This window comes from Streptomyces sp. A01 (assembly GCF_059026195.1).
In genome coordinates, this window is the sequence record NZ_JBWLKN010000002.1 from 88,878 (window position 1) to 110,136 (window position 21,259).

At 72.3% G+C, this 21,259-nt stretch carries 13 protein-coding genes; 6 read left to right on the forward strand and 7 right to left on the reverse strand.

The annotated features are described in order from the left end of the window. The first annotated feature begins 477 nt into the window (after positions 1-477). On the forward strand, positions 478-3,804 hold the full coding sequence (locus AC5P1B_RS02870; RefSeq protein WP_493884561.1) for a S8 family serine peptidase: 3,327 nt from the start codon (positions 478-480) through the stop codon (positions 3,802-3,804). 144 nt (positions 3,805-3,948) lie between these two features. After that, entirely contained in the window at positions 3,949-6,528 is a 2,580-nt protein-coding gene (gene pepN / locus AC5P1B_RS02875; RefSeq protein ID WP_493884562.1) for an aminopeptidase N, read from the forward strand. 160 nt (positions 6,529-6,688) lie between these two features. On the opposite strand, the gene AC5P1B_RS02880 is transcribed toward pepN, so the two are convergent. The 6 genes from AC5P1B_RS02880 to AC5P1B_RS02905 form a co-directional block, all read right to left on the reverse strand. Then, positions 6,689-7,660, reverse strand: a complete 972-nt coding sequence (locus tag AC5P1B_RS02880; protein ID WP_493884563.1) for an acyl-ACP desaturase — start codon at positions 7,658-7,660, stop codon at positions 6,689-6,691. Positions 7,661-7,805: 145 nt separating this feature from the next. Continuing rightward, the gene (gene alc / locus AC5P1B_RS02885; RefSeq protein WP_493884564.1) at positions 7,806-8,987 is read right to left on the reverse strand and encodes an allantoicase; all 1,182 of its coding nucleotides are present in this window, start codon (positions 8,985-8,987) and stop codon (positions 7,806-7,808) included. Positions 8,988-9,145: 158 nt separating this feature from the next. Next, positions 9,146-10,072 carry a LysR family transcriptional regulator gene (locus AC5P1B_RS02890; protein ID WP_493884565.1) on the reverse strand — a complete coding sequence of 309 codons (927 nt, stop codon included), beginning with the start codon at positions 10,070-10,072 and terminating at the stop codon, positions 9,146-9,148. A gap of 251 nt (positions 10,073-10,323) precedes the next feature. Then, positions 10,324-10,566 carry a hypothetical protein gene (locus AC5P1B_RS02895; protein ID WP_493884566.1) on the reverse strand — a complete coding sequence of 81 codons (243 nt, stop codon included), beginning with the start codon at positions 10,564-10,566 and terminating at the stop codon, positions 10,324-10,326. Beyond that, positions 10,563-13,202 (reverse strand): 4-alpha-glucanotransferase, encoded by a 2,640-nt coding sequence (malQ, locus tag AC5P1B_RS02900; protein WP_493884567.1) that lies wholly within the window; start codon positions 13,200-13,202, stop codon positions 10,563-10,565. The genes AC5P1B_RS02895 and malQ overlap by 4 nt, the downstream gene beginning before the upstream one ends. Next, on the reverse strand, positions 13,202-13,489 hold the full coding sequence (locus AC5P1B_RS02905) for a hypothetical protein (protein ID WP_493884568.1): 288 nt from the start codon (positions 13,487-13,489) through the stop codon (positions 13,202-13,204). The genes malQ and AC5P1B_RS02905 overlap by 1 nt, the downstream gene beginning before the upstream one ends. Positions 13,490-14,148: 659 nt before the next feature. Here AC5P1B_RS02905 and AC5P1B_RS02910 point away from each other — a divergent pair. Together AC5P1B_RS02910 and AC5P1B_RS02915 are read left to right on the forward strand one after the other, a co-directional pair. After that, on the forward strand, positions 14,149-14,313 hold the full coding sequence (locus tag AC5P1B_RS02910) for a hypothetical protein (RefSeq protein ID WP_493884569.1): 165 nt from the start codon (positions 14,149-14,151) through the stop codon (positions 14,311-14,313). Between the two features lie 80 nt (positions 14,314-14,393). Next, positions 14,394-17,495: a beta-N-acetylglucosaminidase domain-containing protein gene (locus AC5P1B_RS02915; RefSeq protein ID WP_493884836.1), complete on the forward strand. Its 3,102-nt coding sequence runs from the start codon at positions 14,394-14,396 to the stop codon at positions 17,493-17,495. A 187-nt stretch (positions 17,496-17,682) separates the two neighbouring features. Here the strand turns inward: AC5P1B_RS02915 and AC5P1B_RS02920 are convergent, their stop codons facing one another. Further along, on the reverse strand, positions 17,683-18,219 hold the full coding sequence (locus AC5P1B_RS02920; protein ID WP_493884570.1) for an HNH endonuclease: 537 nt from the start codon (positions 18,217-18,219) through the stop codon (positions 17,683-17,685). 239 nt (positions 18,220-18,458) lie between these two features. Between AC5P1B_RS02920 and AC5P1B_RS02925 the strand changes: the two genes are divergently transcribed. Together AC5P1B_RS02925 and AC5P1B_RS02930 are read left to right on the forward strand one after the other, a co-directional pair. Then, the gene (locus AC5P1B_RS02925; RefSeq protein WP_493884837.1) at positions 18,459-19,541 is read left to right on the forward strand and encodes a mechanosensitive ion channel family protein; all 1,083 of its coding nucleotides are present in this window, start codon (positions 18,459-18,461) and stop codon (positions 19,539-19,541) included. Between the two features lie 448 nt (positions 19,542-19,989). Next, positions 19,990-21,147 carry an ROK family transcriptional regulator gene (locus AC5P1B_RS02930; RefSeq protein ID WP_493884838.1) on the forward strand — a complete coding sequence of 386 codons (1,158 nt, stop codon included), beginning with the start codon at positions 19,990-19,992 and terminating at the stop codon, positions 21,145-21,147. The last annotated feature ends 112 nt before the right edge of the window (positions 21,148-21,259 follow it).

Consider the following 21,259-nt stretch of genomic DNA (forward strand, 5'->3'; position numbering starts at 1 on the left):
GCCTCGCCGCGTCGCGTCGTGCCGCGTCACGCCGTCCAGGGCGCGCCCTCACCAAGCCGCCACGGCGCGCGCACTCCGCGTTGGCCCTCCGTGCTCCGACGAGCCGAGAACGCGTGGTCCCGCCCTGCCCGGTCGTCCCTGTGACGCGTGAAGGGCCGCAGCGTCTCTGCTGCCTGCGCTCTCTGTGCAATCTGCGCCGCTTGTGCCGTCTGTGAGCGCCGAGGGCAGTGTGACCTCGCCCTCGCGCCCGCGGCCCAACTCACCGCGCGACGCCCGGCCGAGGCCCGGCGGACGCCACGCGTCGAAAGAGTTCCCGCCCGGCTCGCCGTTTCGCGGCGTTACGCATGGTTCGTCACCGACGACGCATGGCGGAAATATGCCAATCCGTAAATCTGGCTCAGGTAGCCCTCCCCAAACAACGGCCACTTACACAAAGGTGAACGAACTGTTGGCACCGGATTCCGAACAAGGATGCCCATGTCTCGATCACCCATCGACATATCCCGACACGGCAAGAGACGCACGGTCCGTATCGCGCTCGCCGCTGGGCTCGTCGCCGCCCTGACGACGGCCGGTGTGGCGCCTGTCTTCGCCGAAGACGGGCGTGACGGTACGCCCCCCACCCCGGCCCCCGCCAAGGCGGCGGGCGACAAACTCGGCGCGGCCGACGCCGAACTGCTCGCCGAGGCCAAGGCCGAGGGCGACAAGACGATCACGATGATGGTCGCCGCCAAGCCGGGCTCGACCGAGCGGGTCGCCGACGAGCTCGGCACGGTCGAGGGCGCCTCCGTGGGGCGTACGTACGACAAGCTCGGTTACGTCCGGGCCACCGTGCCGACCGGGCAGGCCGACGCCGCCATCGGCAAGGCCAAGAAGCTCTCCGAGGTCCACGGCATCGACCTCAAGCACGAGATCAAGCTGCCCGACCCGACGCCGGGGGCCGACTCCGTACGCGGGAAGAAGGCCGCCAAGGCCGGTTCGTACCCGGCGCCCGGCAAGGACACCCCGGCCAAGAACCCGTACCAGCCCTCGTTCGAGACGGGCGCCGTCGACTTCGTCAAGGCCAACCCGAAGGCCGACGGGCGCGGCGTGACGATCGGCGTTCTCGACTCCGGAGTCGACCTCGCGCACCCCGCGCTCCAGAAGACCACCACAGGCGAGCGCAAGATCGTCGACTGGGTGACGGCGACCGACCCGGTCACGGACGGGGACGCCACCTGGCGTCCGATGACGACCTCGGTCTCCGGCCCCAGCTTCTCCTACAACGGCCGCACCTACACCGCCCCCGAGGGGGCCTACCGGGTCAGCTCGTTCAAGGAGAGCATCACCGACGGCGGCGAGGGCGGCAGCGACTACCACGGCGACGTCAACAGGGACGGCGACAAGACCGACTCCTGGGCCGTGCTCTACGACGCCGCCAAGGGCACCGTGCGCGTCGATCTCAACGACAACGGCAAGTTCGAAGACGACGCGCCGATGACGCCCTACAAGGACACCTTCCAGGTCGGCTACTTCGGTACGGACGACCCGAAGACCCCGGTCGCCGAGCGGTCGCCGTTCGTCGTGGAGATCCGCAAGGACGTGCCGCTCGACCCGCTGGGCGGCGACAACGTCGGCAAGAAGACCGACTTCGTCAACATCGGCATCATCGAGTCCGAGCACGGCACGCACGTCGCCGGCATCACCGCCGCCAACAAGCTGTTCGGCGGGAAGATGAACGGCGCCGCGCCCGGCGCGAAGGTCGTCTCCTCGCGCGCCTGCACCTGGTCCGGCGGCTGCACCAACGTCGCGCTGACCGAGGGCATGATCGACCTCGTCACCAAGCGCGGCGTGGACGTCGTCAACATGTCCATCGGCGGCCTGCCGCCGCTCAACGACGGCAACAACGCGCGCTCCGAGCTGTACACCCGGCTCATCGACACCTACGGCGTGCAGCTGATCATCTCCGCGGGCAACAGCGGCCCCGGTGCCAACACCATCGGTGATCCGTCGCTCGCCAACAAGGTGATCAGCGTGGGCGCGGGCGTCTCGAAGGAGACCTGGGCCGCCAACTACGGCTCCGAGGTGAAGCGGAAGTACAACCTCTTCCCCTTCTCCTCGCGCGGCCCGCGTGAGGACGGCGGCTTCACGCCGACCCTCGTCGCCCCGGGCGCCTCGATCAACACCACGCAGACCTGGATACCGGGCTCGGCGACCAAGGAAGCCGGTTACGAACTGCCGCCCGGCTACAGCATGCTGCAGGGCACCTCGATGGCGTCCCCGCAGGCCGCCGGTGCCACGGCGCTGCTGCTCTCGGCCGCCAAGCAGAAGGGGATCAAGCTCACCCCCGCCACCCTGCGCACCGCGCTGACCAGCACCGCGCACAAGATCAGCGGCGTGCAGGCGTACGAGCAGGGCGCCGGCCGGATGGACATCACCGACGCCTGGAAGTTGATCCGCAAGGGCGCCACCGCCCACCAGTACACGGTCAAGGCGCCGGTGAAGACCGCGCTGTCCGACTTCCTGAAGACTCCGGGCTACGGCACCGGCGTCTACGACCGTGAGGGCGGCCTGGAGGCCGGGCAGTCGAAGACGTACGACGTCACGATCACCCGCACCACGGGTCCGGACCGTCCCGTCAAGCACACCCTGAAGTGGCGCAACAACAGCGGCGCGTTCCGGCTGGCCGGCAAGAGCAGCGTCGCACTGCCGCTGAACCAGGCGGTCACCGTCAAGGTCACGGCGAAGCCCGGCGCGGCCGGAATCCACAGCGCCATCCTTGAGGTCAACGACAAGAAGACCCGCGGCGTCGACCACCAGGTGCTGAACACCGTCGTGGCCGCCGAGCCGCTGGCGAAGCCGTCGTACACGGTGCGGAAGTCCGGCTCGGTGCAGCGCAGCGCCCCGACGTCGTACTTCGTGAACGTCCCGAAGGGCACCAAGACCCTTGAGGTCGCGCTCGGCGGGCTGGAGGGCAAGAGCCAGACGCGCTTCATCGCGATCAGCCCGTACGGGGTGCCGGTCGACTCGACCTCCTCCATCGTGTGCTACCCGTACTACGACAACCCGAAGAACACCTGCGCCCCGGACCGCCGCGCGTACGCGAACCCGATCCCGGGCGTGTGGGAGATCGAGGTCGAGTCGCGGCGCACCTCGCCGCTGCTCGACAACCCGTACCAGCTCACCGCCACGGCGCTGGGCACCACCTTCGACCCGCGGACGCAGACCCTCGCCGAGGCGAAGGTCGGCCAGGCCGCGCCGGTCCAGTGGAAGGCCACCAACGGCTTCGCCCCGATCGACGGCAAGCTCAAGGGCGGCGCGCTGGGCTCGGCGAAGACCGAGCGGCCCACCATCAAGCAGGGTGAGACCCGCACGACCGAGGTGAAGGTCACCGAGGGTGCCTCGCGGCTCGACGTCACGATCGGCAAGCCGTCGGACGCCAAGTCCGACCTCGACCTGAACGTCGTCTTCGACGGCAAGGTCGTCGGCAAGTCCACGTCCTCAGGATCGGAGGAGAAGGTGTCGCTGCTGAAGCCGAGGGCCGGTACGTACACGGTCGAGGTCTCGGGCTACGCGATCCCGTCCGGCACGAGCGAGTTCGACTACCAGGACCTGTTCTTCGCCCCCTCGCTGGGCGAGCTGAAGGCCGACGAGTCGAAGCCCGTGAAGCTCGGCAACGGCGAAACTGCCACCGTCGGCGCCGATGTCGTGGTCGCCGGTCCCGCGCCCGAGGGCCGTACGTTCTTCGGTGAGCTGACGCTGGTCAACGCGGCCGGTACCAGCACCGGCGGCGGTAGCGTGAAGATCGAGAAGGTCCTTCCGTAACGCCGTGGTACCGCTCAGGCGGGGCGGGTGCCGATCGGCGCCCGCCCCGCCTTCCGCGTCCCGGGACGCCCCGTATCTCCCTCGGGGTCCGCCGACGCGGCGTGGAAGGATGGGCGGACGTCTGAGACATAAGGAGATGCCCAGGTGCCTGGCACGAATCTGACCCGCGAAGAAGCGCAGGAACGCGCGCGCCTGCTCAGCGTGGACGCGTACGAGATCGAGCTTGATCTTTCCGGCGCCCAGGAAGGGGGCACCTACCGTTCGGTGACGACGGTCCGCTTCGAGTCCGCGGAAGCGGACGCGGCCTCCTTCATCGACCTGGTCGCGCCGACCGTGCACGAGGTAGTGCTCAACGGTGCCGCGCTCGACCCCGCCGAGGTCTTCGCCGACTCCCGGATCGCGCTGCCCGGGCTGCTCGCCGGACGCAACGAACTGCGGGTCGTCGCCGACTGCGCGTACACGAACACCGGCGAGGGCCTGCACCGCTTCGTCGACCCGGTCGACGAGCAGGCGTACCTGTACACGCAGTTCGAGGTGCCGGACGCGCGGCGGGTCTTCGCCTCCTTCGAGCAGCCGGACCTGAAGGCGACCTTCCAGTTCACGGTGCTGGCCCCGGAGGGCTGGACGGTGATCTCCAACTCGCCGACGCCGGAGCCGAAGGACAACCGCTGGGTCTTCGAGGCGACGCCACGCGTCTCCACGTACATCACCGCGCTGATCGCCGGTCCTTACCACAGCGTGCACAGCAGCTGGGAGGGCAACGGCCGGTCGGTGCCGCTGGGCATCTACTGCCGCCCGTCGCTGGCGGAGTTCCTCGACTCCGACGCCATCTTCGAGGTCACGCGGCAGGGCTTCGACTGGTTCGAGGAGAAGTTCGACTACGCGTACCCGTTCGCCAAGTACGACCAGCTCTTCGTCCCCGAGTTCAACGCGGGCGCGATGGAGAACGCGGGCGCCGTCACCATTCGCGACCAGTACGTCTTCCGCTCCAAGGTGACCGACGCCGCGTACGAGACGCGCGCGGAGACGATCCTGCACGAGCTGGCCCACATGTGGTTCGGCGACCTGGTCACCATGGAGTGGTGGAACGACCTGTGGCTGAACGAGTCGTTCGCCACCTACACCTCCATCGCCTGCCAGGCGTACGCGCCGGGCAGCAAGTGGCCGCACTCGTGGACGACCTTCGCCAACTCCATGAAGACGTGGGCGTACCGGCAGGACCAGCTGCCGTCCACGCACCCGATCATGGCGGAGATCAACGACCTGGACGACGTCCTGGTCAACTTCGACGGCATCACGTACGCCAAGGGCGCGAGCGTCCTCAAGCAGCTCGTCGCCTACGTCGGCATGGACGAGTTCTTCCGTGGCGTGCAGGCGTACTTCAAGCGGCACGCGTACGGCAACACCCAGCTCGCCGACCTGCTCGGCGCGCTGGAGGAGACCAGCGGCCGTGACCTGAGGACCTGGTCCAAGGCGTGGCTCCAGACGGCGGGCATCAACGTCCTCCGCCCGGAGATCGAGACCGACGCGTCGGGCACCATCACCTCCTTCACCGTCCGGCAGGAGGCCCCGGCGCTCCCGGCGGGCGCGAAGGGCTCCTCCACGCTGCGCCCGCACCGGATCGCCATCGGCGCGTACGACCTCGACGCGGGCGGCAAGCTGGTGCGCGGCGAGCGGATCGAGCTGGACGTGGACGGCGAGCGCACGGCCGTGCCGCAGCTCGTCGGCAAGCCCCGCCCCGCCGTGGTGCTGCTCAACGACGACGACCTGTCGTACGCGAAGGTCCGCCTCGACGAGGAGTCGCTGCGCGTCGTCACCCAGCACCTGGGCGACTTCACCGAGTCGCTGCCCCGCGCGCTGTGCTGGGCCTCCGCCTGGGACATGACCCGCGACGGCGAACTCGCCACCCGCGACTACCTGGACCTGGTGCTCTCCGGCATCGCCAAGGAGTCCGACATCGGCGTCGTGCAGTCGCTGCACCGCCAGGTGAAGCTCGCCCTCGACCTGTACGCCGCACCCGGCTGGCGCGAGAAGGGCCTGGCCAAGTGGAGCGAGGCCGCGCTGGAGCAGCTGCGGGCGGCGGCCCCCGGCAGTGACCACCAGCTGGCGTGGGCCCGTGCCTTCGCGGCGACCGCCCGCACCGACGCCCATCTCGACCTGCTCGCCGGGCTACTGGACGGCACCGAGTCGGTCAAGGGGCTGGCCGTCGACACGGACCTGCGCTGGTCGCTGCTGCACCGGCTCGCGGCGACGGGACGGGCCGACGAGCAGGCCATCGACGCCGAGCTGGCCCGCGACAGGACCTCGGCGGGCGAGCAGCACGCGATGAGCGCGCGCGCCGCACGGCCCACGGCGGAGGCCAAGGCCGCGGTGTGGTCGACGATCGTGGAGTCCGACAAGCTGCCGAACGCCATGCAGGAGGCGGCGATCGGCGGCTTCGTCCAGACCGACCAGCGCGAACTGCTCGCCGCTTACACGGAGAAGTACTTCTCCGTGGTCAAGGACATCTGGAACAGCCGCAGCCACGAGATCGCCCAGCAGATCGCGGTCGGCCTCTACCCGACGCTCCAGGTGTCGCAGGCCACGCTCGACGCCACCGACGCGTGGCTGGCCGAGGCCGAGCCGAGTGCGGCGCTGCGCCGGGTGGTCACCGAGAGCCGTGCGGGCGTGGAGCGCGCGCTGCGCGCCCAGCGAGCGGACGCGGACGCGGAAGCGGCCGCCTGACGGCCACGCGGGCCTGAGGCACCGGCTCCCGGTGCCTCAGGTGCGCGAGCGCCCGGCGCATGAGTGTGGCCCCCGGCTGCTGCCGGGGGCCACCTCTGTTCGCGTCGCGGTGCCGAGCGCTCAGCGGACGCGCTCAGTGAGCCGGCTCAAGCGGGCCCGGTCAGCCCTTCTGGCGGGCGGCGCGGCGGGCGAGCAGCGCCTCGCGACGCTCGTCGAACTTCACGGCCTGCTCGTTGAGGCCGCCCATGTACATGCCGATCTCTTCCTGCGCCTTGAGCCCGTCGGGGCCCAGGCCCGAGATCTCCAGCACCTTGAGGAAGCGCAGCACCGGCTGGAGTACGTCGTCGTGGTGGATGCGCAGGTTGTAGATTCCGCCGATCGCCATTTGGGCCGCGGCGCGCTCGAAGCCGGGGATGCCGTGGCCGGGCATGCGGAAGTCGACGACGACATCGCGGACGGCGCGCATCGTCTGGTCCGGGGAGAGCTCGAACGCCTTGCCGAGCAGGTTCCGGTAGAAGACCATGTGCAGGTTCTCGTCGGTGGCGATGCGGGCCAGCATCCGGTCGCACACGGGGTCACCCGACTGGTGACCGGTGTTGCGGTGCGAGATCCGGGTGGCGAGTTCCTGGAAGGCGACATACGCGACGGAGTGGAGCATGCTGTGCGCGTTGTCGGACTGGAAGCCCTCCGACATGTGCGACATGCGGAACCGCTCCAGCTCGACGGGATCGACGGCGCGCGACGTGAGCAGGTAGTCGCGCATGACGATGCCGTGGCGGCCTTCTTCGGCGGTCCAGCGGTGCACCCAGGTGCCCCAGGCGCCGTCACGGCCGAAGAGGGAGGCGATCTCGTGGTGGTAACTGGGGAGGTTGTCCTCGGTGAGGAGGTTCACCACGAGTGCGATCCGGCCGACGTCGGTGACCTTCGACTGGTCGGGGGCCCATGCCTCGCCGCCCATGACGCCGTCGAAGTTGCGGCCATCGCTCCATGGCACGTACTCGTGCGGCATCCATTCTTTGGCGACGCTCAGGTGCCGGTTCAGTTCGGTCTCTACGACTTCTTCGAGCGCGTACAACAGCTGGCTGTCGCTCCACGTAGCCTGGCCGGCTCGGCGTGGGGTGGCGGTGGTCACAGCGAAGGCTCCTGGGGACGGGGAGTCAGGGACGGGACGTGTTTGACCTACGGCTCCGTAGGTTACGTCACCGTAGGTTAAAGCGCCCGTAAGGGGCAAGGCCCGCACTCCCCTCCGGTGAGGGCCTTGCCTGGTCAGACCCCCGTCAGCCGGTTACGGCCGCATACCGCTCCAGAAGTTGACTCTGGCCGGAGCCGGTCAGCTGCCCGTGGGCGCGCAGCCGGGCGATTCCGCCGTCCGGGAAGACGTCGACCCGCAGGTGGGTGGCGGTGGCGGGAGCGGCCAGCCGGAAACGGTGCGGGGTGTCCGGCTGGAGCCGGGTGCGCGGCAGCACCTCGAACCAGCCGCTCTCGTCGGCCGGGTCGCTCCGCGTGGCGTCGCAGCCGTAGACGGCGACCCAGCCCGCCGAGTTCCCCTTGAGGTAGGCGGTGTCGATCTCCAGTGCGCGGATCTCGCTGTGCCCGGCGAGCCGGAAGCGCACCCAGTCGTTGGTGTCCCTCACGCGGCGGCGGCGGTTCTCCCAGCCGTCGTCCATCTTCCGTGCCAAATCGGGCTTGATGATGCTGGTCGGCGACGAGTAGAAGCGGTCGGACGCGTCCTCTACGGCGCCGCCGTGCAGCACCGAGGCCAGGTCGAAGGTGCCGAGCAGCCCCAGCCACTCGGGGTCGGGGACGACCTCGCCGTGGACCCGCAGCCGCGCGACGCCGCCGTCGGGGTGCTGGTTCAGCCGAAGGTGGGTATAGCGGCGCTCGCTGGTGACGGTGAAGCCGTTGGCGGCGTGGCCGAGCACGGGCGTACGCGGGACGATCTCCTCCCACTTCACGGCGTCGGACAGCAAGTGCTCGGGGCTCGGGGAGCCCTCGACGGCGGCGGCCTCGACGCTGATCCGCTGCGGGTAGTTGCCCCGGAAGTGCGCGGTGTCGACGATCACGCCCCGGACGACGCCGGGGACACCGAGCCGGATGAGCGCCCAGTCGTGGTCGCCCTCGGCCGGGAAGGGGTGGTCCGCGTCGGCGCCCCTGCGGCGGCGCGTCTCCCAGCCGTCCATGACCTTGCCCTTGTGACCGAACGCGTGCGGGTCGAACACGGCGGGTTCGGGGAGCAGCAGGTTCTCCCGCTGGGCGAAGAACTCGTCATTGGCGGCGACCACACCGGCTCCGAGGCGACGGTCGGCCAGGTCGACGAGCTCGGTGAAGGGGAAGTCACCACCGCGGTAGTCGGCGTACGGGTCGCCGCCGCCGTACGGGCTCGCGTCGTTGGCGTGCGGGTCGGTGTCACTGGCCTGCGTGTGCGCCGTGCTGGTCCGCGCTGCGGGACTGGGAGTCATGCCGTGCCTTTCGGTCGGGGCTGGGCTCGCTCCACGACTCTCGCAGCAGCCGAATGCTCAGGTCTATCGAAAGTTTCTGACCCTTCTGTTCAGTTCAACTGAACGTTCTGCCTGGTCGGCGCGCCCGGCGCCCGCCCTGCCTCACAGGTCAGGCTGCCTTACCGGTCAGGGCGGGCCGCCGCGGCCTCGCGCAGCGCGTCGAGGACGCGTGCGAGCCCCGGCGCCTCCTCGGCCCCCCGGCGCACGGCGGCCACCACGTGCCGCCGCGGCTGGTCGGCGTGCAGTACCCGTACGGCGACGGCGGGGTCGGCCCCGCCGTGCTCGGCGCCCATCGCCATCCTGGGCACGAGCGCGACCCCCATGCCCGCGGCGACCAGCGCGAGGATCGACGGCCAGTCGGCGGCGGCGTGCGCCTGCTCCGGTACGAAGCCCGCCGCCTCGCACGCCGTCGTGGTGATCTCCGACCACGGCCCGCTGCTCCCGAAGATCCACGGCTCGTCCGCCAGATCGGCCAGCCGCAGCCCGGGTTCGGTGGCGAGCGGGTGAGCGGCGGGCAGCGCCACGTCGAGAGGATCGGCGAGCAGCGCCACGCGGGCGAACTTCTGGTCCCGCGCGGGCGGCGCGTGCGCGGCCAGAGACAGGGCCAGATCGACGGAGCCACGGGCCAGCAGCTCATACGCCTCGGCCGCCTCCGCCTCCCTGACCCGCACCTCAAGACCGGGGTGGGTGCGGCGCAGCTGCTGGGCCGCCGGTACCACCAGCGCCGGAATGGCCGTACTGAACGCGCCGACCCGCACCCGGCCCGTCTCACCCCTCCGGTAACCGGCCAGCTCGGCGTCGGCCCGCTCCAGCTGGGCGAAGACGGCCTCGGTGTGGCGCAGGACCAACTCGGCGGCGTCGGTGAGCCGCACCCGCCGCCCGTGCGCCGCGAGCAGCGGCACACCGAGCTGCTTGGCGAGCCCCGACAGCTGCTGCGAGACCGCCGACGGCGTCATGCTCAGCGCCTCGGCGGTGGCGGTGACCGTCCCCAGCTCACCGAGGGCGCGCAGCACGCGGAGCTTTCTGAGATCCCAGTCGGAGGACATGGGGGAAACGTACACAGCCGGGCGGCGGCGGACCGCTCGCCGCTACGCCGCCAGGCGCGGGCGGGCGGGTTTTCCCGAGGGGCAACCTGGGTGATGGCTGCCTGCTTGATGCTGGCTGCCTCTGAGTTCCGCGGTGACGGTCCTCGCCGGTCGCTGTCTTGTCCTCAAGCGCCGGACGGGCTGATTTCGAAGAGGCCCGGACATGGCGAAGACGCCCTCGGCCGGTGGCCGGGGCGCCTTGCGGGAGACCGTCAGTGGGGCAGGTCGTTGTTCCTGCTGCCGACCATCACGAGGCCCGCGATCACGAGGAAGGCCACGATGGGGGCGGCGACATAGAGGCCGAGCGTCTCCATGACGCTCAGGCCCGGACCCGGGTCGTCACCGTCGTCGCGTGTACCCACGGCGAACGCGGGGGACGACACCAGCAGCATCAGCGTCAGCCCGGCGGTGATCGTGCCGGCGCGCAGGGCGTTCTTGTTGGCCTTATTGCTCACGGCATCAACCTACCGAACCCCTCGGCGGTGCGCGCCCCCGGGGTCGCGTTTCGCCGTGCGGAACGCCCGCCGTGGGCGGCCATCCCCGACCTCACCTCTTCCAGCAGCGCGTGCAGCCTCGGCGAGGCGACGAGCTGTTCGAACGAGACCGCGCGGCCTTCGGCGTCGGCGATGGGCAGCCGCCAGTTCGGGTACTCGTCCCAGGTCCCGGGCAGATTCTGCGGCCGCCGGTCCCCCACCGTGTCCGGCAGCCAGACGCCGACCATCCGGGCCGGGGTCATGGCCAGGAACCGGTAGACGGCCCTGACCGCCGCCTCGTCGCCGCCGGTGCCCCCCGGCAGCAGGTCGAGCCGCCGCAGCACCGCCAGCCACTCGGCGACCTCCACCGCGTCCCGCGCCTGCTCCTCGGCGAGCGAGTCCGCGAGGAGGCCGAGCCGGTGCCGCAGCCCGACGTGCTCGCCGGTGAGGCGCGCCGCGGTGCTCGGCAGGTCGTGGGTGGTGGCGGTGGCCAGACAGCCCGCGCGCCACTCGTCGGGCGCGAGCGGCCGGGGCGGCCGGGCAGCGGCGGCCTCGGCGGGCTCCGCTACCCGGTCCGCTAGCCGGTCAGGACAGTCAGGACCGGCGCCGGATTCGTGGCCGGCGGGCGACTCCGCCGCGGGCTCCGCGTAGGCGCGCTCGAACCACAGCACCGACGTGCCCAGCACGCCCCGCTCAGCGAGCGTCTCCCGTACGCCGGGCTCGACCGTGCCCAGGTCCTCCCCGATGACGGTCGCGCCCGCCCGGTGGGCCTCCAGGGCCAGTATCCCGAGCATCGCCTCCGCGTCGTAGCGGACGTAACAGCCCTCGGTCGGCTCCTTGCCCTCGGGGACCCACCAGAGCCGGAACAGGCCCATCACATGGTCGATGCGCAGCGCGCCCGCGTGCCGCAGCAGGCCGCGCAGCAGTTCCCGGTACGGGGCGTACGCCGAGGCCGCCAGCGCGTCCGGGCGCCAGGGCGGAAGGCCCCAGTCCTGGCCCCGGGAGTTGAACGCGTCGGGGGGCGCGCCGACCGACATGCCCTCCGCGAAGATGTCCCGCTGCGCCCAGGCGTCCGCGCCCGAAGGATGGACGCCGACCGCGAGATCGTGGACCAGGCCCGTGCCCATGCCCGCTTCGAGGGCGGCGCGCTGCGCGGCGGCGAGCTGGCTGTCGGTGAGCCAGGCCAGCCAGCAGTGGAAGTCGACCTGGTCGAGGTGTTCGCCGCGGGCGCGCGCGGTGCGGCCCGAGCGCGGGTCGGACAGGCCGTGCGGCCAGGAGCGCCAGTCGGAGCCGTGGATCTCGGCGAGCACGGACCAGGTGGCGTGGTCGTCCAGGCCCTGGCCGCGCTCGGCGAGGAAGTCGCAGTAGGCGGCGCGGCGGCCGGGGCTGAGGGGCACCGTCCTGACCAGTTCCAGCGCCTCACGCTTGAGGGCCCAGGTGGCGTCCCTGTCGATGAGGCCGCCGTCGCGGAGGACGGCGTCACGCAGCGCGTCGGCGCGGGCGAGCAGCGCGTCCACCCGCTCCCGTTCCCGGCCGCGCAGCTGCGCGTATTCCGGGACGTCGGTCACCCGTAGATAGACCGGGTCGGGGAAGCGGCGCGAGGAGGGGCGGTACGGGGAGGGGTCGGTCGGGGCGCCGGGGACGGCCGCGTGCAGCGGGTTGAGCTGGATGAACCCGGCGCCGGGGCCGCGGCCCGCCCAGGCGGCGAGGTCGGCCAGGTCGCCGAGGTCGCCCATGCCCCAGGAGCGGGCGGAAAGCAGCGAGTACAGCTGCACCAGGAACCCGTAGTCGCGGGTGGGGCGCTCCGGCATCCGGTCGGGGACGACGATGAGGCCGGCGAGCGCGGACCGGCCGTCGGGGGCGTGCGCCCGCAGGGTGTGGCAGCCGAACGGCAGGCCCGAGGCGCGGTCGGTCACGGCGGGGCCGTGCGTGGCTAAGTCATCCGCCTCCGAACCCCAGCTGCGGACGTCGCCGTCCTCGGTGTCCACGCGCAGCGCGGTGCCTTCGGGGACGCCCAGCCTCGGTGGGCGTCCCGGGCTCGTCACGACGCACGGCGGCAGCAGGCGCCGCTGGCCCCAGTGGGCGTGCTCGTCGAGGGCCGCGCGCACGGCGCGCGGCGTGGAGGCGTCCACGCCGAGCGCGGCGAGTACGGCGACGACGGTGTCCTCCGGCACGTGGACGGTGTGGCCGGGCGCGGGCTCGTAGGAGGTGACGACGCCGTGCAGTGCGGCGAGCCGCACCCGCCCGGAGCTTCCTGCGGCCGACCGGATGACGCCGCGCACGGGGGCGGGCCCGGCGACACGCGCGGCGGGGGTGCGCGGGATGCGTCCGGCACTGTCCTCGCCCGCCTTGCGTGCGCGCGCGATGTCCTTGGCGGCGCTGTCCGGCCTGTCCGCACCGCCCGGGCTCCCCGGGCCGCCCGCGGGCGCGCAGCCGGGGTGGCCGTCCGCGGCGAGGGGGGCTCGCCGGGGCCGCCGGGGTGCCCCGGCCTGTGCGGTCTCTTCGGCTGCTGGGGCGCGCCCGGGGGCTGGCTCCCGTGGTTGACACTGGTCTCCCTGATCGCGGCCCGTGCCGCCGTCCCGCTGTCCGCCCCGGTCTCCCGCGCGCGCTGTGGTCATCAGAGGTCTGCTGCCTCCGAGCCCGCGCCGCAGTGTTCGACGGGGTAGGCGACGGCGGCGCTCGGCTCGCTGGTGAGGGGCAGCTCCGTGCCGAGCGGTGGCTCGCTGGTCAGGGGGGCGGCGTCGGAGAGCGGAGGTTCACTGGTCAGCGGCAGTTCGGCGGAGCCGCAGGAACCGGAGCCGTCAAGCCCGCAGTCGGGGTCGGAAAGCCCCTCGAAGAGGTCGGGCTCGGACAGCTCCCCGCGTTTGGAGAGGGCGGACGGCAGAAGCTGAGCTGAAGCGGCCACACGGGCCTCCAGGGATCGAGTCGGCAGTGAGACACGACCAGCCCTACCCAATGCCGGCGAGGGCAGACATGCCTCTCCCTTCAACGTGCTCCAGGTCACATTCTCCTCCCAACCGCCGATTTATCGCGCATCGAGACCGGAGGCAGCGAGATGTGGCCCCGATCGGGCGTTCGGGCGCCGGATTTACGGAGTTTGCCGTAGCCGGATTCGGCGTCCGCGAGCCCCGCACCACCGGGCAATCGCCGCACATCGGTCACGCCCGTTGACACCTTCACCGGCCAGGTGGTGGGCTCAACGCCGATCGGCCCGCCCGCGCGCCGCGTACGCGTTCACCGTCGGCGTGGCGCCATAGCGGCTGATCACCGACAATCGGCGGCTTACCGCGACGGGCTGGTGACGACTTGCCGCGACGGACAGCGACGTACGGCACAGCGACACACGACACCGCGCACACGACACCGCGACCTGAGACGGCGTCCCGCGCCGGCGGCCCGCGGCGCAGCGGCACTTGGCGCACCGGACCGCAAACCGCACGCCGCATGACAGACCGGCCATGGCGCACAGCGGGCGGCCTTCGGCTGCCGGACGGATGTCGGCGATCGGGCGGCGTACGGCGCGAGAGGGCGTCGCGCGGGCGGCAAGTGGCGTATGACTTGCGCATGTCGGCACTCGACTGGGCGTACGGCTGGTCGTATGACTGGATCGCGCACTGGTGGTACGAGGTGTACGGGCCGCCCATGCGGCTCCACGCGCGGCTTACCGGGCGTGCCGTGCCGGGACGCGTGTCCGGCCGTCGGCCACCCGTGGCCGTGGGTCGTCTATGAAGGGTAAGGAGGGGGCCGTGCGGCTCCGGGGGAACAGGCCGAAAACAGCCAGGGCTGCGGGCGCCGCCGGGGCGACCGCGATGGCCGCCGCCGTCATCGGCGGGCTGCTCGGCCCTGTGCCCGGCGCCGTCGCCGCGCCAGGGCCCGGTGAAGGGTCCGGCGGCACGGCGGAGACCCCCGAGAGCAGCGCCACGGGACTGCCGCCGGTGTGGCCGCGCCCGCAGTCGATGCGTCCCGCGGGCACCGCCGTGCCGGTCGGCGACGAGGTGACGCTGGTCGCCGAGAACGGCACGGACACCTACGCCCTGGACACGCTGCGCGCCGTGCTGCGCTCGGCCGGGGCCCGCACCGTCGTCGACGCCGCGCCGGGCGGCGAGCTCCCGCCGCGCGGACTGGTCGTGTACGCCGGGGGGCGTGGTGCGAACGACGCGCTGCGCGCCCTGCGCGCGCCCGCCCAGGCGGACCTGCCCGACGGCGGCTACCGGCTCGCGACCGGCCTGGTCGGCGGGCGCGACACACTCGCCCTGTCCGGCGTCGGCCCGGACGGCCTCTTCCACGCCGTCCAGACACTGCGTCAGCTGGTCACGGACCGCGGCGGCCACCGGGAACTGCCGGGGGTCAGCGTCCGGGACTGGCCCGCGACGCCGGTACGCGGCACAACAGAGGGCTTCTACGGCGAGCCGTGGACCCAGCGGCAGCGGCTCGACCAGCTCGACTTCCTCGGCCGTACGAAGCAGAACCGGTACCTCTACGCGGCCGGGGAGGACACCTTCCGGCAGGCCCGCTGGCGGGACCCGTACCCCGCTGAGCGGCGTGCGGAGTTCCGGGCGCTCGCCGAACGGGCGCGGCGCAACCATGTGACGCTCGGCTGGGCCGTCTCGCCGGGGCAGTCGATGTGTTTCTCCTCGTCCGACGACGTGCGGGCGCTGAAGCGCAAGGTGGACGCCATGTGGGCGCTGGGCGTGCGCTCCTTCCAGCTCCAGTTCCAGGACGTCAGCTACAGCGAGTGGCACTGCGGCGCGGACGCCGACGCGTTCGGGTCGGGCCCCGAGGCCGCCGCGAAGGCGCAGGCGAAGGTGGCCAACGCGCTCGCCGCGCACCTGGCGGAGCGTCACCCTGAGGCGGCGGCGCTGTCGCTGCTGCCGACGGAGTACTACCAGGACGGCACGAGTGAGTTCCGGGGCGCGCTCGCGCGGGAGCTGGCCGACGGGGTCGAGGTCGCGTGGACGGGGGTCGGCGTCGTACCGAAGACGATCACCGGGCGGGAACTGTCCGAGACCCGCAGGACGTTCGGCCACCCGCTGGTCACCATGGACAACTACCCGGTCAACGACTTCGCGCAGGATCGTCTCTTCCTCGGCCCGTACACCGGCCGGGACCCCGCCGTGGCGACCGGCTCCGCCGCGCTCCTCGCCAACGCGATGAAGCAGCCGACGGCGTCCCGTATCCCGCTGTTCACGACCGCCGACTTCGCATGGAACCCGCAGCGGTACGACGCGCAGGAGTCCTGGCAGGCCGCCATCGACGACCTCGCCGGGGACGACCCGCGCACCCGCAAGGCGATGCGGGCGTTCGCCGGCAACGACGCGTCGTCGGTGCTCGGCACCCGGGGGCACAAGGGCGCGGGTGCGAAGGCCGTGCCGGAGTCCGCGTATCTACGCCCGCAGATCGACGAGTTCTGGTCGGCCAGAGAGGCCGCGGCCCAGTCCTCCGGCGCCACCGGCACGCGGCGGTTCGAGGCGGCGGCGCGGCGGCTGCTCGCGGAGTTCCGCACCCTGCGCGACGCGCCCGCACTGCTGTCGGACACCTTCGACGGGGAAGCCGCGCCCTGGCTTGAGCAGTTGGGCCGCTTCGGCGCGGCGGGCGAGCGGGCCGTGCTGGCGCTGACCGCGCAGGCGCGCGGTGACGGCGCGGCGGCCTGGCGTGCCCAGCGCGAGCTGCGAAAGCTGCGGACGCGCATCGAGGCCAGCCCGGTCACGGTCGGCAAGGGCGTACTGCCGGACTTCCTGACGCTGGCCGTCACCGAGACCGACGCCTGGTGGGGGCTCGACCCTGGCCGCGTCAAGGAGCGGGCGGAACATCTGACTGCGGACGGCGGAGCGGCGCGGGCCGCTGACGGCGACGCGACGACGGCGTACGAGCCGCGCGACGCCGCTGCCGAGGACGGCCGCGCCGAACCGGTGACCGTGTCGTTCGACGACAGCCGCCCGCTGACCGCCGTGACCGTGTTGACGGCCCCGGTCATCGGCCGCGCCGGGGAACCGGCGGGCTACGTGGAGGCCCGCGTCCCGGGCCGGGGCTGGCAGCGTCTTGGCCGACTGTCCGGTGACGGCTGGACGCAGGTGCCGGGCCGTGGTGTGCGGGCGGACGCGGTGCGGGTGGCATGGGCGGCGGGCACGAAGCCGCCCGCGGTGCACGAGGTCACCCCCTGGTTCGCCGACACCCCGGCCTCCGACCTGCGGCTCTCGCGCACCGAGGCGGACGCGGAGATCGGCGGCCGCCCGGCCACGGTCAAGGCGTGGCTCGTCGGCCGCCGCCCCGGTGATGTGCGCGGCGATCTCACGGTGCGCGCGCCCGCCGGGGTCACGGTCACCGCCCCGACCGATGTCACCGCCCCGCGCGGCGGCACGGCCACCGCCGAGATCCAGGTGTCCGTCCCGGCCGGGGCCAAGGCGGGCACGTTCCGTATCCCCGTGCGCTTCGGCTCGGAGGAGACCACGCTGACCGTGCGGGCGTACCCGCGCACCGGCGGCCCCGATCTCGCGCGCGGCGCGCGGACGACCTCCTCGGGGGACGAGACGGACGCGTTCCCCGCGTCGGCGGCCACCGACGGCGACCCGGAGACCCGCTGGTCCTCCCCCAGCGAGGACGGCGGCTGGCTCCAGGTGGAACTGGACCGTCCGGTCCGTCTCGGCCGGGTCGAGCTGCACTGGCAGGAGGCGTACGCGTCGCGCTACCGGGTGCAGGTCTCCTCGGACGGCCGGAACTGGCGGACGGCGGCCACGGTGCGCGACAGCGAGGGCGGCGAGGAGACGGTGCGGATGGACGAGCCGGGCACCCGTTTCCTCCGCGTCCAGGGCGACCAGCGGGCCACCCGTTTCGGTTATTCGCTGTGGTCGGTTCGGGCGTACGCGGTGAGCGCCGGGCCGGCTGCCACGAGTCCGGCCCCTCCGGCAGGCTGAGCGCGCCGGTCGTCACGGGGCGGTAGCCCTCCGCTGACCCGCGCCCCCGTAATGGTCCCCGGACGGGCTGAGAGGCAAGCCCGTCCGGCGGCCGGGGGTCGGCGATGGGCCCGCCGCTGGCGGCTCCCGGGCGGGGCACCCACGCCCGCCGCGCGCGGCATACCCGTACACGATGAAGGCCCGGTCCTCAGGCGGATACGCCGTCGATCCGGGCCATCGCGTCGTCCGCGCCGTACGGCTGCAAGTACGGCAGCCAGCGCGGGTCCCTATGCCCGGTGCCGATGATGCGCCAGGCCAGGCCGGAGGGCGGCGCGGGTTGGTGGCGCAGTCGCCAGCCCAGCTCCGCGACATGGCGGTCTGCCTTGACGTGGTTGCAGCGGCGGCAGGCCGCGACCACGTTCTCCCAGGCGTGCTGACCGCCGCGGCTGCGCGGAATCACGTGGTCGACGCTGGTTGCGACGCCACCGCAGTACGCGCAGCGGCCGCCGTCCCTGGCGAACAGGGCACGACGGGTGAGCGGAACGGGGGCCCGAAAGGGGACTCGCACGAACCGCTTGAGGCGGACCACGCTGGGTGCGGGTATGACGCGGGTCGCGCTGTGCATCAGGGCGCCTGAGTCCTCAAGGCTGATGGCCTTGTCGTTGAGGACGAGTATGAGCGCGCGGCGGAGCGGTACGACGCCGAGCGGCTCGTACGACGCGTTGAGGACCAGAACATGCGGCACGGGTGCCTCCCTGTACGCCGGCGGCGCGTGGCTCGCGCCGGGACGATCTCCCCTTAGTGTCTACGGATGGCTGGTGAGCGCGCCACCACCACCAGGTAACGGACCAAGAGTGTTTTCGACCACACCCCGTTCATCCCCCTCGACACACCGCTCTCTCTCGAACATCGCGACGAAGCATTCCGCGTGTCCCGTTAATGTGAAGGATCTGCCCGTGCGCCAAAGTGCCGGGCATGTCCAACATGAAGGGTTCCGCCGTGCTCTGGTCCGCCGCTCCGGCCGCTGACGCGAAATCGCGCGCCACGTCGCTCGACGAGACGCAAGACAACGCGGAAAGCGCCGCGGGCTGGATAGAGGACAACTGGTCCGAGTGGCTGGGCCTGGGTCTGCGCATGCTGCTGATCGTGGTGATCGCGGTCGTGCTGCGGTCGGTGATCCGGCGGTCGATCACCCGGCTCATCACCCGGATGAACCGGACGGCTCAGGCCGTGGACGGCACCGCGCTCGGTGGGTTGCTGGTCAACGCGGAGCGGCGCAGACAGCGCTCCGAGGCGATCGGTTCGGTGCTGCGCAGCGTCGCCTCGTTCATGATCATGGGCACGGCCGCGCTGATGATCCTCTCCGCACTCGACATCAACCTGGCCCCACTGCTGGCCAGCGCGGGCGTGGCAGGCGTGGCCATCGGTTTCGGCGCCAGGAACCTCGTCACGGACTTCCTCTCCGGCGTCTTCATGATCCTGGAGGACCAGTACGGCGTCGGGGACTCCATCGACGCGGGCGTCGCCTCCGGCGAGGTGATCGAGGTCGGGCTGCGCGTGACGAAGCTGCGCGGCGACGACGGCGAGATCTGGTACGTCCGCAACGGCGAGGTCAAGCGCATCGGGAACCTCAGCCAGGGCTGGTCCACGGCGGGCGTCGACGTCCAGATCCGCTACGACGAGGACCTGGACAAGGCCCGCAAGGTGATCACCCGCGCGGGCGAGGAGATGGGCCGGGCCCGGCCGTGGGACGAGGCGCTGTGGGAGCCGGTCGCCGTGCTGGGCCTCGACGCGGTGTACCTGGACTCGGTGATCATCCGGGTCTCCGCGAAGACCATGCCGGGCAAGGCGCTGAGCGTGGAGCGCGAGCTGCGCTGGCGGATCAAGCAGGCGCTGGACGCGGAGGGCATCCGGATGGTGGGTGGCCCACCGCCGCAGGCGGAGGGCGCCGAGGCGGCGGCCGACCCCACAGCGGGCATGTCGGCCCCGTCCGCGCTGGCCAGCCCGACCTCACCGCAGTCCCTGGCGGCGTCGCCGATACCGCCGCCGCCCAGCCTCCAGAAGTAGCAGCGCCTCCGGAGGGAGCCGCACCGGCGACCGCACACGGTGCGGCAGTCGTCACAGGCTGATGACCTCACCGCGGGAAACGCGGGAAAAGCGACAAACAACACATCACGGCGGGGCCGCCCCTCAGGGCGGCCCCGCCGTCGTGCGCGCACCGGGCGAGGCTCCGCCGATAACGCTTCGGACAGACGTAGGCGCCGACCCATTGACGCCGCACTGACGACCGCCTTACCTTCCTTCATCAACAGGAAACTTTCCTAACAGTAGTTTCCTCGCGCACTCCAGCAACCTCACAGCAACCTCACAGCAACCTCACAGCGATCGCACAGCGATCTAGCAGTGACCCAGCAGCGATCCGTCCGGCGACCGTCCCGGGCGCCTCACCGAACCGCAGAGCGGGGGACCAGCCGTGACCACGAGCACCCCGGGCACACCGCGCGTGCTGCGCGCTATGAACGACCGGGCCGCCCTCGATCTGCTCATCGCGCACGGCCCCCTCACCCGCACCCGGCTCGGCGAGCTGACCGGCCTCTCCAAGCCCACCGCCTCCCAGCTGCTCACCCGGCTCGAAGCCGCCGGTCTCGTGCGGGCCACCGGCACGGCGACCGGCCGCCCCGGGCCCAACGCCCAGCTGTACGAGATCAACGCGGCCATCGCCCATGTGGCCGCCCTGAGCGTCGACCCGCTCGGCATCACCGCGGCCATCGCCGACCTCACCGGCCGGGTCGTGGGCGAGCACCGGGTAGCGGCCGAGGCGACGGCTCACGACGTCCGTACCCGTACCGCCGCGCTGGTCACCGAGGCCGTGGACGGCGCCCTCGCCGCCGCCGGGCTCGGCAGGGACGCCTTGCGGCGCACCGTCATCGGCACCCCGGGCGCGCTGGACCCGCGCACCGGCGCCCTGCGCTACGCGCCCCATCTGCCCGGCTGGCACTCCCGTACGCTGCGCGCCGAGCTGAGCGACACGCTCGGCACCCCCGTGGTCATCGAGAACGACGTCAACCTCGTCGCGCTGGCCGAGCAACACCGTGGGACCGCGCAGGACTTCGACGACTTCGTACTGGTCTGGGCCGACGAGGGGGTCGGTGCCGCCATCGTGCTGGGCGGCGTCCTGCTGCGCGGCGCGACCGGCGGCGCGGGCGAGATCGGCTACATGCCGCTGCCCGACGCGCCCCTCGCGCGCGGCGGCCCCGGCGCCACCGTCGCCCCCGACGGAGGCGGCGGGTTCCAAAAGCTCGTCTCCTCCCCCGCCGTCGTACGGCTCGCCGCCGAGCACGGCATCGAGGCGACCGGCGCGGCCGGCGCGCTGGCCGCCGCGCTGCGCGACCCCGGCGCCGGTGACCCGGTCCTCACCGAGTTGGCCCGCCGCCTCGCCACCGGCGTCGCCGCCGTCGTCGCCGTCGTCGACCCCGAACTGGTGGTGCTCTCCGGCGAGGTCGCCCAGGCCGGTGGTGAACGGCTGCGCGGCCTTGTCGAGGACGAGCTGACGGGCCTCGCGCTGCCCCGGCCGCAGGTGCGGCTGAGCTCGCTCGACGGCTCACCCATCCTGGACGGCGCGCTGCGCACCGCGCTGGCGGACGCCCGGCACACCGTGTTCGACACCGCCTGATCACCCTGCGCCCCGGCGGCGTCCCGCGCCGCCCCGCACTCCTCGATTCCCACCCCGATTCCCAGCCGCCGATTCCCACCCCTCCCCGCTCCGCCCATTCCCCGCCGCTAAG